General features: G+C 45.1%; 10 protein-coding genes and 1 rRNA gene. 1 reads left to right on the top strand and 10 read right to left on the bottom strand.

From position 1 onward, the window contains the following. Positions 1–11: 11 nt before the first annotated feature. The 9 genes from AC1DXF_RS05635 to AC1DXF_RS05595 all read right to left on the bottom strand — a co-directional run bounded on the left by AC1DXF_RS05635 (position 12) and on the right by AC1DXF_RS05595 (position 10,829). Complete coding sequence (locus AC1DXF_RS05635) at positions 12–3,464, bottom strand: SusC/RagA family TonB-linked outer membrane protein (protein WP_477446986.1); 3,453 nt, start codon at positions 3,462–3,464, stop codon at positions 12–14. Between the two features lie 106 nt (positions 3,465–3,570). Next, positions 3,571–4,593: a FecR family protein gene (locus AC1DXF_RS05630; RefSeq protein WP_477446984.1), complete on the bottom strand. Its 1,023-nt coding sequence runs from the start codon at positions 4,591–4,593 to the stop codon at positions 3,571–3,573. Positions 4,594–4,671: 78 nt separating this feature from the next. Further along, on the bottom strand, positions 4,672–5,241 hold the full coding sequence (locus AC1DXF_RS05625; RefSeq protein WP_477446983.1) for an RNA polymerase sigma factor: 570 nt from the start codon (positions 5,239–5,241) through the stop codon (positions 4,672–4,674). A gap of 169 nt (positions 5,242–5,410) precedes the next feature. After that, positions 5,411–6,187 (bottom strand): 3'(2'),5'-bisphosphate nucleotidase CysQ, encoded by a 777-nt coding sequence (cysQ, locus tag AC1DXF_RS05620; RefSeq protein WP_477446981.1) that lies wholly within the window; start codon positions 6,185–6,187, stop codon positions 5,411–5,413. A gap of 33 nt (positions 6,188–6,220) precedes the next feature. Beyond that, complete coding sequence (locus AC1DXF_RS05615) at positions 6,221–6,901, bottom strand: MarR family winged helix-turn-helix transcriptional regulator (protein ID WP_477446979.1); 681 nt, start codon at positions 6,899–6,901, stop codon at positions 6,221–6,223. Positions 6,902–7,232: 331 nt separating this feature from the next. Further along, positions 7,233–7,667, bottom strand: a complete 435-nt coding sequence (locus tag AC1DXF_RS05610) for a sterol desaturase family protein (RefSeq protein ID WP_477446977.1) — start codon at positions 7,665–7,667, stop codon at positions 7,233–7,235. Beyond that, the gene (idi, locus tag AC1DXF_RS05605) at positions 7,667–8,203 is read right to left on the bottom strand and encodes an isopentenyl-diphosphate Delta-isomerase (protein WP_477446975.1); all 537 of its coding nucleotides are present in this window, start codon (positions 8,201–8,203) and stop codon (positions 7,667–7,669) included. The genes AC1DXF_RS05610 and idi overlap by 1 nt, the downstream gene beginning before the upstream one ends. Before the next feature lie 296 nt (positions 8,204–8,499). Then, positions 8,500–9,336, bottom strand: coding sequence for a phytoene/squalene synthase family protein (locus AC1DXF_RS05600; RefSeq protein ID WP_477446973.1), 837 nt, complete (start codon positions 9,334–9,336; stop codon positions 8,500–8,502). Continuing rightward, positions 9,333–10,829 carry a phytoene desaturase family protein gene (locus AC1DXF_RS05595; RefSeq protein ID WP_477446971.1) on the bottom strand — a complete coding sequence of 499 codons (1,497 nt, stop codon included), beginning with the start codon at positions 10,827–10,829 and terminating at the stop codon, positions 9,333–9,335. The genes AC1DXF_RS05600 and AC1DXF_RS05595 overlap by 4 nt, the downstream gene beginning before the upstream one ends. A 293-nt stretch (positions 10,830–11,122) precedes the next feature. On the opposite strand from AC1DXF_RS05595, the gene AC1DXF_RS05590 reads away from it, so the two are divergent. Further along, positions 11,123–13,015, top strand: coding sequence for a T9SS type B sorting domain-containing protein (locus AC1DXF_RS05590; RefSeq protein WP_477446969.1), 1,893 nt, complete (start codon positions 11,123–11,125; stop codon positions 13,013–13,015). Between the two features lie 302 nt (positions 13,016–13,317). On the opposite strand, the gene rrf is transcribed toward AC1DXF_RS05590, so the two are convergent. Continuing rightward, positions 13,318–13,429, bottom strand: a 5S ribosomal RNA gene (gene rrf / locus AC1DXF_RS05585). Between the last annotated feature and the right edge of the window lie 130 nt (positions 13,430–13,559).

The following is a 13,559-nucleotide window of genomic DNA, read 5'->3' as shown; positions in this document are numbered from 1 at the left end:
TTCATCAATTATTAAATACCAATAACTATGTTAAAACCAAATGTGCGGGTAGATGGAAACTGTGCCACCTCGAAACCCTGCACAATATCACTTCCGCTCAGCGTACCAAATTCGGGGTCGAAAATTGGCCATTTAGACCAGATGTAGAGGTCGCGGCCATAAACACCTACCGTGGCGCGCTGCAGGCCCAGCCGTTTGGTGGTTCGTGGACCCAGCGTAAAATCGAGCCTCGCCTCGCGGAATTTGATAAAGTTTGTGGAGAATGTGTTACCCTCGGCATTATCAATACCATAATGAGAGCGGTAATAGCCGTCAACATCAGAGGCGATAACATCATTGGGGCGATAGCTGCCATCGGCATTCTGAATAACCCCATTACCGATGATGCCATTGTACCGGCCCGGAAGCGTGTTGGTTGTTTTACCCTGTTCGGCCAGTTTGTAGTTGGATAACGAGTATGAAACACCGCCAACCTGTGCATCAAATAACAAGTGTAAACCAACCTGTTTGTACTTAAAATCGTGCCCAAGGCTGGTTTTCCATTTCGGCATGGTGTTGCCCAGGTAAACCAGGTTATTAGATAATTTTGCAAAACCTGTTGTTGGGTCATAAACAATCTGTCCGTCAGGCGCTCGTAAATAACCCCTGCCATACATATCGCCCATGCTGCCGCCAACCCTGGCAACAATCTGCGCGCCGCCGGTTGGCCCGTTACGAAGTACAACCGCGCTATCTGCCAGTTCCTGAATGGTGTTTTTATTGGCCGTAAAGGTTGCATTAACAGTCCAGCTGAACCCACCTGGTTTACGTACCGGCGCCCCGTTTAACGATAGCTCCAAACCTTTGTTGTTTACCCTGCCCACATTAATAACCGCCTGGCTGTATCCCGAAGACTGGTCTATGGTCCGGTTAAGGATCTGGTTTTTGGTACTGCCGGTATACACGGCAAGGTCGAACCCTAAACGGTTTTTGAAAAAGCGCATTTCGGCACCAAGTTCCAGCGTGGTTGTCCGTAATGGTTTCAAATCGGGGTTAGAAAGGGTACGCGGATTTTGTAAACCACCGGCATAAGTGCTGCCTGCCGTAACATAATTAAAGGTAGTTTGATACGGAGTTGTTGTACCGCTGCCCACACCCGCAAGCGATGCCCTTAGTTTGGCATAATCAATGCCCTGTGGCAGTTTGAATGCCTCTGAGGCTATAAAGCTTAAACTTGCCGAAGGGTAAAAGAAACCAACCTGGTCGGTCCGATTTGCGGTGGCCAGTGTACTAACCCAATCCTGCCGCGCGGTAAGGTCAAGGTACAAATAATCTTTAAAGCTGGTAGATATCAGGCCGTAAAAGCTGTTGATTGCATATTTTGATTTAAACGGTGCTGTAACCAATGCACCCGCGTTGTTTGACATGGAATAAACACCGGGGTATACCAGGGAATCTGCACGAACCTCATCCCTGTTGTAATTATTGCGGAGCATGCTGCCGCCACCGGTTGCCGTAATAGTAAGGTCTCTGCTTATCTTTTTGTTATACTTCAACAGGAAATCGCCGCCCGCTTCTTCCGAGTAAATATTTTGGGTACGGTAGGATCCTTTAGGGTATTTTGTACCGGCATCATAGGGGCGCTCCTGCGCGCGTTGCTCATAACCCATATCGAGGGTCGCCCTCACCTGCAGGCTCAGTTCTTTGGTAATGCTGTACTCTGCCTGGATGTTGCCGGTAACCGAGTTACGGTTTGATTTATTGATAAACTCGTACGATATAGCATAAGGGTTTTCGGGAAACGAGCTAAACGGGTAATATATAGCTTTGTCTATCTGCCCGTTTTTCCAGTAGTTTTTCAGCCAGTTCAAATCTGCGCTGGGCTGCCAAAAAATATACCAGTACATTAATGACTGGTTACCATAGCCCGCACCCGGTAAATTATCGCTGTTTTTATTGTTATAATTTACTTTAGAGCTGATGGTTAGTTTATCATTTATCTTTGAATTAACAGATAACGCTATACTGTTGCGGGTGTAGCCTGTGTTGGGTGTTATCCAGTGATTGGTTACATTGGTTGCCGAAAAACGGGCGCTTGTTTTATCGGTGCCACCATCCACGCTAATGGAATTGGTAAAGGTTTGGCCTACCTCAAAAAAATTGCGGCTTTGGTTTTTGTAGGGAACCCAGGGCGTTCTTACAGTTGATTGCTTTTGGGTTACAGGATCAAGCTGGTAAAACTCCTGCCCGTCAAACTTAGGGCCGTACGCCGAACTGGTTGCACTGGTACTGGCGCCATCCGGCCCGGCACCGAAAGAATAATACCGCGACCCGGCAGTACCCTGGCCATATTCATACTGCATATCCGGCCAGCGGTTCACACGCTCCATAGATGCATTGGAATTAAAGGTGATACCCAGGCCATTCCGTTTTGTACCGGATTTTGTGGTTATGATAATAGCACCATTTGCACCACGCTGGCCATACAATGCCGCTGCACCGGGGCCTTTCAATACGGTTACATTCTCAATATCTTCGGGGTTAAGGTCGTTTACATTGCTGCCGTAATCTGCCGGCATATTGTCGCTGCTGGTGCCGTAAGCAGATTCGCCCGAATTGGATGTCCGCCTCCCGCTGCCCTGGTTAATAACCACACCGTCAACCACAATCAGCGCTTCATTATCGCCGGTAAGGTTATTTTCTCCCCGTAAAATAATTTTGTTTGATCCTGCAGGTCCGCTGTTGGAACGGATGAGGTTTAAACCCGCCACCTTGCCCGATAAGGCATCTGTCCAGTTGCCGGATAACGCGCTGGTAAGCTGTTCGCCTTTTACCACGGTTGCCGCATATCCCAAAGCCTTTTCGTCGCGCTTAATACCCAGCGCCGTTACCACAACTTCGTTGAGGCTGTTTGATGCGGGCTTAAGTGAAATGTTTAAGGTCGTAACACCATTGGCGTTAACCAAAATGTTAGCTATTTTTTGAGTTTGATAAGAAAGAAAACTTACCTCAACAGTATACGTACCTTCGGCAACGTTCAGTGTAAAGGAACCATCGGCAAGTGAAGCTGCGCTGATACCTGCAACCGCAATTTTGATGGAAGCACCCGGAAGCGGCTCGCCTTTTTCATCAAATATTTTACCTGTTATTTTGCCCTTATCCTTTGTTTTGGCAACGATCAGGATGCTTCTGTCTCCGGCTTGTTTAAAGGTACAGGCAGTCCCCTTTAACAGCAGGGTAATAGTTTCTTCCAACGAACGTTCGGCCTTGCTGATTTTTACAATGCGCTTGTCGTCCAATAAGTTGTTATTATAACTGATAGAAATATCGCTTAGCTTTTCTACCTGCTGAAAGGCATCTTTGAGCGTGATGCCATCTGTACCGAAAGATATTTTTTTATTAATTACTGTTTGTGCCTTGACGCCGACAAAGCCAAAAGGCATATGCAACAGGAACAGCATGGTTAATAACCATAACTTTTTCATATATTTACTTAATTTATACTTGTTTAATCGTGAGTTTAAATTCCTTTTTTTAGCCTGGGATTGTTACCAGCAATTCCGGGCTTACCTTACCATTATGGGGTAAATACTATTTCATAATCTTTCCTCCTTTTTGATTGTTGTTTGAAATAAATACGTGCACTCCTTTTTGGGTATAGGCCAGTCCCGATAGGGCACTGAGGTTTTCCATGGCCTGTTTTAATGAAACATTTTTGAACTTGGCTGTCAGCCTTACCTTACCAAGATCCGGTTCGGTAAATTCTATCTGCACCCCGTAATAATGCTCCATAGATGCAGCTATCTCTTCCAGGCTTGTATCGTAAAAAATAAAATCATTATTTATCCAGGAGTTTACAGCGCGGGCATCGGTTGTATTGAATGTATACAGCCCATTTACTGTGTTAATACTAATCTGTTCATTCGGGAGTAGGTATTTTACCACTTGTGGTTTCCCGCGCACATCGGCCATTACGCCTACTTTGCCGGTTTTTACAGTAACTGCCACCTTATTTTCGGCAGCGTAAGCCTTTACATTGAATGATGTGCCCAAAACTACCGTGGTTATCTGCCCGCTTTTTACCGTAAACGGTTTTGCCTGGTGTACCACATCAAAAAAAGCTTCACCATCCAGGTAAACAGCCCGTGTTTTACCTGTGAAGTTTTTGGCGTACTTCAATTTACTTCCCCCGCCAAGGTATACGGTTGAGCTATCGGGCAGCAGTAACTTAGTGTGTTTGCCATCGGCATTGCTGATTACTTCGTATTCGGCAGCTAAAGCTGGCTTACTGTTCAGGCTCTTATAAACTAACCAACCCGATGTACAAACCAGGAAGCAAGCTGCTGCATAGGCCAGCCACCTGCGCTTTTGAACAGGTACAGGCTTTAGGCTTTCCTGCTGACTGATGTGGGCATTAATTTTTGCCCACATTTTTTCAGGGTGCTCTGTTTGCTTAAAGTACGATTTGGATGCTTCAAGGATCTGTATGGTTTCGCTGAACTGCGTCAGGTTATCGGGGCTTGCTTCAATCCATTCCTGTAATTGCGTCAAACCATCGTCGCTGATGGTTTTTTCAAAATAATCAATTATTAACTGGTAACTTTTATCTTCCATTATCTGTCTCTGATATCAAAGACAGATTTATTGCCCGGCTTACGTAGCGAAGTTGGTTAACATTATATTAAGAAATTATTAACTACCGGAAGCGGAATTATGATAGCCTTTTAAAAGCAGGCGAAGTTTTTTGATAGATTGATACAAGGTGGTTTCTACAGTACGCACCGAAATCCCAAGGATGCGGGAAATTTCCTGTTTATCCAGGTTATCAATATGGCTCATCAGCAATACCTGGCGCTGGCTGGCAGGCAGGGTATCTATTACCGCAAGTATCCTGTTATAGGATTCACGGCCCGAAAGGATCTTAAATGGCGTATCCCTGTCATGGATAATATCCTGGCTGAACTCCACATCTTCCATAAAATCAACCGGGGCTTTCTTTTTTTGAATATGGTTGAGTGACAGGTTTTTTGCAGATGCAAAAAAGTAGCTTTTTACATTCAAAATTAAAGCATCATGGCGGTTATCCCAGAGCTTCATAAAAAGGTTGGCGATAATTTCTTCAGCTACTGTATAATCCCTGGTGTATACAGTACAAAACTGGCACAGGGATTTGTAATGACGGAAAAAAAGAGTTTCAAGGGCCAAATGGTCATTTTGTTTCAAAAGACTCATTAACGCTTCATCGGTAAGTGCAGGATACATGCCAAATTCAGTGTTTTGGCCAAAGGTAAAAATGTGATGTTAGCGTAATGTTAAATAAACCATTGAAACAGATATGTTGCAAATTACGGCCGGGGCGTAGCACCTGTTTTTCTTTAAGCACTCCGGAAATCTTTGCCTAATATAAAATCCTTAATATTTACTATTACCCCTATCTCACTTTCACCAGGAAGCTTCCGTTTAGTAACGATGGCTTATTGTATTCAAAAGGCCGGCCATCGGGCCTTGTCATTACGGCGCCGCTGTAAACGGCAATAGCCTGGCCCGCTGCAGTATCCCACTCCATCGTGGGGCCGTGGCGGTAGTAAATATGGGCTTTACCTTCGGCTATTAAACAAAATTTGATGGAACTGCCAATAGAAATAGTTTTTGAAACAGGATATAGCGCAAGCAGTTCTGTCTCCTCTGCCGATGCATGCGACCTACTACCGGCAGATATCCAATCCGTTGCATTTACATCGGCATAAATTTGAATTTCCTCGCCGGATGCTGTTTGTTTCCAGTTGCCAATCTCCGCACCTCCGTAATAAAGATCGCCGGTTACGGGCACATAAATGATACCTAAAACCGGGGTATTGTTATGCATGAGCGCTATGTTCACGGTAAACTCGCCGTTGCGTTTAATAAATTCTTTGGTGCCATCAAGCGGATCGACGCACCAGTAATACTCCCAATTTTTCCTGGTCTCAAAGGGCACCTCTTTGCCTTCTTCAGATATTATGGGAATATCCGGAGTAAGTGCTGTTAATCCTTCGGTAATAATATCATGGGATACCTTATCTGCCAGTGTTAACGGCGACAGGTCATCTTTTAGCATTACCTCAATTTGGATATCGTAAACGCTTAAAATACCAGCCCCGGCTTCTTTGGCCAATAACAGTAACGCAGCAAGTTCGCCCGCCGGGATAATTGAAGTGCTTTTTTCCATATATTTTAACAAAGCATTGGGTTTAACTTTAAATCACGGGGTTTGTTCAATAAAAGTTTTCAGGTCGGCTTTTGTGGCAATGGTTTTCTTTTCGTGGTGCCCGTAATGAAAGTTTTCCAGCTTTTGCAGCAGGTATTGCAGCGTGAGTTTTTCGGGGATGCTGAGTTTGCCGGTTATCATTTTCCCCACGTAGCCCATATCCACAAAAACTTCGTACAATAGTTGCTTACCCTTATCGGTAATGCCAACGTACTTGCCACGTTTATCTTCGGGGTTATCCCACTGTCTGGCCAGGCCCGCGGCTATCAATCGCCTGATCACCTCCGTGCCCGAAGTTTTTTCCTGCAGGTTATGGCTAATCAGTTCGCTTTTTGTTAAATGGTCATGCGTAAGCAAAATAGCAAGGCCTGTAAAATCTTCGGCAGTTTGCAGGGCGGTGCCGTCAAGGGCTTTTTTAATATACGATTTGGCATAGCGGCTCATGTACACAAACAGCCTGCCTATATTGTTGTCCAGCTGGTAGGCCAGTTCCTGCGCTGTAGTTTCGTTTTTGCCGAAACGGATATCCCCATTTACAAAATCGCCGGCCGGATCGCCAACATGGTTAAGCAAAAAACCGGTAAAATCCTGGATAGAGATCTCACGACCATTGTGCTCTTCCTCCAGCTGTTCTACCAGGTTTATCAATTGATGGATGAGTTGGTATGATTTCATGGTTTTACAATTTACCGGCAAATGCCATTTTCGACCAAATTTAGAATTCTTTTATTTTATTCTGCCGGTTTTGGGTGTTTGAGTTTAAGCCCCCTTTAAATCTCCGCCAGTTGGGGAGACTTTACATGTTATTAAGTTGAGCAAAAACACAGTTATAATAATATCGAATAATGAATTTTGAATGTCCAACACCGAAGTTTTCCCTTCATTTATTATTCGATATTGGGCGTTCAGTGTTCGATATTTAAATCGTCCTTAATTCCTTAACTTAAACTTAATAGCATTGAGAAACTTTAAGTTCTCCTCACAGGGAAGATTTAGGTTAGCCTTATCATTCCCTGAAATACTTAAACGGCACCCATAACATGCCAAAACATTCGCCTTCATCTTTTCCTAAATGCTTGTGGTGCATTTTGTGCGCCCGCCGGATGGCTTTCAAATACCTGTTTTGGGAATGGCGAAGCACTTTAAGCCGCTGGTGTATAAACAGGTCATGTACAAAAAAATAACAGGCGCCATAAAGGGTAATGCCGGTACCTATCCACGTAAAAACAGGCAATGCCAGCGCGCCCACGGCCAGGCAACCGATGCCCGGGATAGCGAAAATGAGAAAAAACAGGTCGTTCTTTTCCAGGTAGCCCGGATGTTCTTTTTTATGATGATCGCGGTGCCATGACCATAGCAAGCCATGCATTATGTATTTGTGGGTGAGCCAGGCAACACCCTCCATTGCAATAAACGCGGTTATGATAATAAAAACGCTCATCACTGACTGTTAATTTTTGCTATTTGATGGTAATTTGCAAGTACCTCGTCAAAACAGATCATCAGCCATTTGGTATAATTTGACGGATGGTTTGCCAGTTCACTGGCAAGGTCATCCAGGTTCATATATTTGAAAGATTCTACCTCCTGGGGCGACGGATGAGGTGCCTTGTTGCTTATTCCAAAAAAAACGTGGTCATACTCATTTTCAATTAGCTCTTCATTTACAGCAGCACAATACATAAAGTTAAACACATCGTACAGTTCACATTCCATACCCATTTCTTCCTTTAAACGGCGGTGCGCCGCCTTAAGTGTGTCTTCGCCGGGCCGCGGGTGGCTACAGCAGGTATTGGTCCACTTGCCGCCCGAGTGGTATTTATCGGCGGCGCGTTGCTGTAGCAGCAATTCGCCTTTGGGGTTAAAAATAAAAACCGAAAATGCACGGTGCAGTTTACCTCGCAGGTGGGCTTCCATTTTTTCCATGGTGCCTACCGCGTTATCATTATCATCAACCAGGATTACATGCTCTTCCATCGGGTTAGTTTTGCTGGTTATTTTTTTGATCAGCACTAATTAAATCATTTCGAATTGTAAAATTCGGGGTTTGTTTAGCTTACACAATCAGGCGTTTTGAACGCCGGCTAAGACTCACCCGGCGAGGCTGCGCCCGCCACCCTCTCTTCGGCTTCGCCGGAAAGAGGGGATTGAACGGCAAATATCTATATAAAACAAATAAAAACGCTGCCATTCGCCTCTATCCGGCAAAGCCTCGTGGGGTGAGTCTTAACCACCAGGCTATAACCGTTATTTCCTCCTTACATTAACGGCATTCATAATACATTTAGTTTATAACGCACCAACGAATCAAACATCAGCCAGAATTTTTGGCCATTTGATACGCGGATACGTTGGGCCATCACGCGGTCGGCGGGCACATTGGCTATTTTACGGAATAATTGCCGGTAATACACATAGGCCAGGTAAACCCCTTTCCTGCTTGATTGTGGCAGCTGCCTTATGCCACTCAGGGCTTCATTAAACTCGCTATAAATGTCCTGTTCAATCGCTTTTTTATCCTGGTCGGAAAATGCCGACAGGTTTACCTCCGGGAAGTAGCTGCGGTTTAGTTCCTGGTAGTCGGCATTAACATCTCTTAAAAAATTCACTTTTTGAAAGGCCGACCCTAATTTCATAGCCGGCAGGCGCAGCCGCTCAAAGTCGCATGGATTACCATTGGTAAATACATGCAGGCACATCAGTCCCACTGCCTGTGCCGACCCAAGAATGTATTCCTCGTACTTATCCGGCGTATACTCCTGCGCCGCAAGGTCCATTTCCATGCTTTTTAAAAACTGTCGAATGAGGCCATGTTCGATATGGTACTTATTAACCACCTGCTGAAACGAATTGAGCACCGGGTTTATGCTGATGCCGCGACTGATAGCCAGGAAAGTTTCTTCTGTAAATTCGGCCAGCAAGGCGGCCTTGGGGTATTCATGAAAACTATCTACAATTTCATCGGCCAGCCTTACAAAGCCGTAAATGGCATAAATGGGCGCCCGCAGCTCCTTTTTTAAAAAATAGATGCCCAGCGAAAAACTGGTACTATACAGCCGGGTAGTTTCCCTGCTGCATGTGGCAGATAATTTGTCGAATCTCGCTTTCATTTATGTTGATTGATGTAGTTGATCAATTGTTGGGCCGAAACCTTGCCAGAGATGATTGACGGCGGTACGCCGGGGCCCGGCACGGTAAGCTGCCCGGCATAAAATAAATTATTTACCCGACGGTTGCTGATAGATGGCTTAAGGTTGGCTGTTTGCATGAGCGTGTTGGCCAATCCATAGGCATTGCCTTTGTACGAATTGTAATCGGTGATAAAATCATTTATGCAATAACTTTTTTTATAATCAAGTCGCTGGCGGATAGCTGTCCCGGTAAAATCTTCCAGCCTATCCATAATCAAATCAAAATATTTGGCTCTTAACGCCTCGTCATCTTTAATTCCCGGCGCAAGCGGCATCAGGATAAACAGGTTTTCGTGACCGGGCGGCGCTACAGAATCATCCGATTTTGAAGGACAGCAGACATAAAAAAGCGGCTTCGACGGCCATTGCGGCTCCTTATATATTTCCTGCGCGTGCTGCTTAAGGTCGGCATCAAAAAACAGCGTATGATGATCGAGGCGGTCGATCTTGCAGGTTACGCCAAGATAAAAAATGAGGCTTGATGGCGCCATCACGCGCTTATGCCAATAAGATTCTTTATAGTTTCTGAATTGGGGTTCCAGCAGTTTTTCTTCAACATGATGGTAATCGGCTGTGGCTATAACGCCATCATAAGCCTTGCTGTCATCACCGGTAACAATTGCCGAAACCCGGTTTTTATTAACATTGATGGAAGTAACCGCAGCATTTGTTCGGAAATTTACGCCTTGCGTTACGCAAACTTGCTGCATTGCTTCAATTACTTTGCCGAAACCACCCTTGGGGTACCATGTACCCAACTGCAGGCCCGCGTAATTCATGAGGCTGTATAAAGCCGGCGTATCTTCGGGCATGGCGCCAAGAAACAATACCGGGAATTCCATAAGCGCAATTAGCTTGGGATTTTTAAAAAATTTCCTGACATGCTTGCTGAAAGCGGTAAATACCTGCAGTTTAAAAACACCTTTAACCAGGTCCCAATCCACAAATTCCGTAAGCGATAGCCCCGGTTTGTAAACCAATTTATCCATCCCTGTCTTATACTTGTAAGCAGCCTCGGCCAAAAATACTTTCAATTGTGTTGCGCTGCCGGTTTCTACCGATTCAAACAGCTGGCATAAAGCATCAAAACCGGCAGGCACAGCTAATATATCATTTTTGCCAAATACCACCGTAAAACCGGGATCCAGCTGTTGCAGTTCATAAAAATCTGTGGGTTTGTAACCAAAGTCGGCGAAGAATTTTTCGAACACTTCGGGCATCCAGTACCAGCTTGGCCCCATATCAAACAGGTAACCGTTATCGGTAGCTAACTGCCGGGCCCTGCCGCCTGTTACTGCATTTTTTTCGATCACATCCACCTGGTACCCAGCTTTAGCCAGGTACGCGGCAGCACTTAACCCGGCGAAGCCGGAGCCAATAACAGCGATGTTGGTAGTATCGTTCAAAATCACTTAAATGATTGTTTATGTAAATATGGATTATCATTTGGGATAAACCAATTAAACAAGCAAACAAATATAGTACTTAATTGCATTAATAACTATATAATGATACAATATAGAACTAAAAAAAACATTGTAGGGATAAAATCGACTTTAATTGTTTAAGTCCTCTTTCTTTTAAAATGAAATCCTTTTAAACGCTATTTGCCTGCCTAACCATTATCAGGTGAGTTAAGATAGCCTTATATTTGTATGCATTACAGCGTTTAACATTCGTTTTAATTTTCCGGCGACGAAGTTATATGAAAAAAAACCTGCATTTACCGTTAATCATTATATCACTGCTCCTGGTGACTATAAGCGTTTGGGCACAGTCGGGCCGGCAGGTAAACCGTAAATCATCCCAGGCCGAAACTCCTGTAGCACAGATCATCATTGGCGAAGTAAGCGGGGGCATTTCTGCCTGTGCCGGTACGGCTTCTGCAAGTCCGGCTGTTCAGCAATTCACGGTTTCGGCAAGCGGTTTATCTGCCGATGTGATGATTACAGCCCCTGCCGCTGATTTCGAGGTATCACTTGCTGCCGATGGTCCTTTTAGTGCAAGCATTGTACTTATGCAAACATCCGGTTTAATATCCGGCCAGGTGGTTTATGTGCGGTCATCGGCGCAGGCAGCAGCAGGTAACATTTGGGGCGATGTTGCACTAACTTCGGGCGAAATAAAGCAAACAGCAAAAGTAACAGGCCACATTAACCCGCTGCCCCTGGTTAACCCTGTTCCTGACCAAACTGTACAAAACGGACAACTTACCACCGGCATTATTTTTACCGGCACAGCGCGCAGCGTCACCTGGACAAACGACAATACCAGCATTGGCCTGGCCGCAAGCGGAAACCAGGGTATAGGCAAATTTATAGCTATAAACACGGGTACGGTACCTATTACCGCGTATATCACGGTTACCCCGGTGCCTGCGAGCTATGCTTATGCAACCAACACTCCGTCCAACTCGGTTTCGTTAGTCAATACCATTACCAACAATGTGGAGCAGGTTATTACCGATGGTATACCGGCAAATTCCAGCCCGCAAAAGCTGTTGTTTAGCCCCGATAAAAGCCTGCTGTATGTTGCAAACGAAGGCTCAAATACGATATCTGTAATTAATACCGCCACCAATAAAGTACTCATCACATTCCCGGCCGGCTTTGCCCCTGTTGGTATGGCGATAAGCCCGGATGGCAGCAGGTTGTATGTAACAGATGCCAGCACCAACCAGTTAAGTATCGTTAATACCATTACTTACGCTATTATAAAAACCGTTATAACAGGCGATGACCCATTTGATATGGTCATTAGCGCCGATGGTAAAAAACTGTATATCATCAACGCCGGCTCAAACACAGTGCAGTTTTATGACACCGCCTCCAACTTATTTGAATACGCAATAATTACCGGTACAACCCCAAACAGTATTGTCATCAGCCCGGATAATAAAACGCTGTATATAGCCAATTATAATTCGCACGATGTAGCGGTGATAGATATCGCCAGCCGGCTGATTACCTATAAAATAGATGTTGGTACGGAGGCTAGTTGCCTGGCTATAAGTCCGGATGGGGCAAAGCTTTACGTATCCATGATTAATGAAAAGAAAATTACCGTCATCAACACCTTAACCCGCAGCATTGTAACTTCTGTTGATGTTGGCGAAAACCCGTCAGGCATAACTACTAGCAGCGATGGCAGTAAGGTTTATGTGGTTAATGCCCTTTCGCCTTATGTATCTGTTATCAACGCAGCTACCAATACAGCTGCGCAGCAAATCCCTGTTCAACCGGGTGGTAAGTTTATGGCTATTTTGAGTGATAATGAATGCCCCGGTCTGCCCGTTCAGTTTTCTATTACGGTAAACCCATCGCCCGCTCTGGTTGATATCGGCATCCCCAACAGCTTTTCGCCCAATGGCGATGGCAGCAATGACCTGTGGGCAATACCCGGCCTAAACGCATACCCCCAAAATACGGTGGAGGTATTTAACAGGTACGGACAACGGTTATTCAGGTCAGCCGGTTACAGCATCCCCTGGGATGGTACGTTTAACGGCCGACTGGTTCCGCCCACCACCTATTATTATATCGTAAACCTGAGGAATGGAAAGAAGGCTTTGTCGGGAAGCGTAACGATTCTCAGGTAATTTGGATACTCGGGTACGCCGCCCCCTCACAACTCACGTATTTAGGGTTTCGGACACAGCAGCAATTGCCCGGCATCCCGCTCCGTTGCTAGCATCCTCCCCCGGATGAATTATAAAAATCGTCCCTCAAACAAACCTGCACATCTTGACCAAAACTGAAGCGAAGGAAACCAGGAAGAAGGCTGGCTTTTGCGCCCCCCAAAATACCCCAATGACCAATGACAGCGCAGCGAATGCCCAATGACGAAAAGTATATTAACGCAAAAACCCCTCATCTTATGGATGAAGGATTTTGCGATAAGATCTGGCACCGACCTACTCTCCCACGTTTTACCGCAGTACCATCGGCTCTGGCGGGCTTGACTTCTCTGTTCGGAATGGGAAGAGGTAGACACCGCCGATATAGGCACCTGAATTTCTTTTGTTAGTATTTAGTAGCTAGTATCAAGTAGCAAGATTTTATTTGCTCAAGTGATAAGTACCATTATACTTACAATATTTTATTTGTCGATTTAATATAAGCTTAGTCAACATCAGACCCTAA

The organism is Mucilaginibacter sp. P2_A5, from assembly GCF_056404995.1.
Note: the sequence above shows the minus strand (reverse complement) of the source record. Positions and strands in the feature narration are given on the sequence as shown.

Excerpts from the sequence above, each read along its gene's own strand:
- AC1DXF_RS05615 (WP_477446979.1), bottom strand. The coding sequence starts at position 6,901 with ATGAAATCATACCAACTCATCCATCAATTGATAAACCTGGTAGAACAG.
- cysQ (WP_477446981.1), bottom strand. The coding sequence starts at position 6,187 with ATGGAAAAAAGCACTTCAATTATCCCGGCGGGCGAACTTGCTGCGTTA.
- idi (WP_477446975.1), bottom strand. The coding sequence starts at position 8,203 with ATGGAAGAGCATGTAATCCTGGTTGATGATAATGATAACGCGGTAGGC.
- AC1DXF_RS05625 (WP_477446983.1), bottom strand. The coding sequence starts at position 5,241 with ATGTATCCTGCACTTACCGATGAAGCGTTAATGAGTCTTTTGAAACAA.
- AC1DXF_RS05610 (WP_477446977.1), bottom strand. The coding sequence starts at position 7,667 with ATGAGCGTTTTTATTATCATAACCGCGTTTATTGCAATGGAGGGTGTT.
- AC1DXF_RS05590 (WP_477446969.1), top strand. The coding sequence starts at position 11,123 with ATGAAAAAAAACCTGCATTTACCGTTAATCATTATATCACTGCTCCTG.
- AC1DXF_RS05635 (WP_477446986.1), bottom strand. The coding sequence starts at position 3,464 with ATGAAAAAGTTATGGTTATTAACCATGCTGTTCCTGTTGCATATGCCT.
- AC1DXF_RS05630 (WP_477446984.1), bottom strand. The coding sequence starts at position 4,593 with ATGGAAGATAAAAGTTACCAGTTAATAATTGATTATTTTGAAAAAACC.
- AC1DXF_RS05600 (WP_477446973.1), bottom strand. The coding sequence starts at position 9,336 with ATGAAAGCGAGATTCGACAAATTATCTGCCACATGCAGCAGGGAAACT.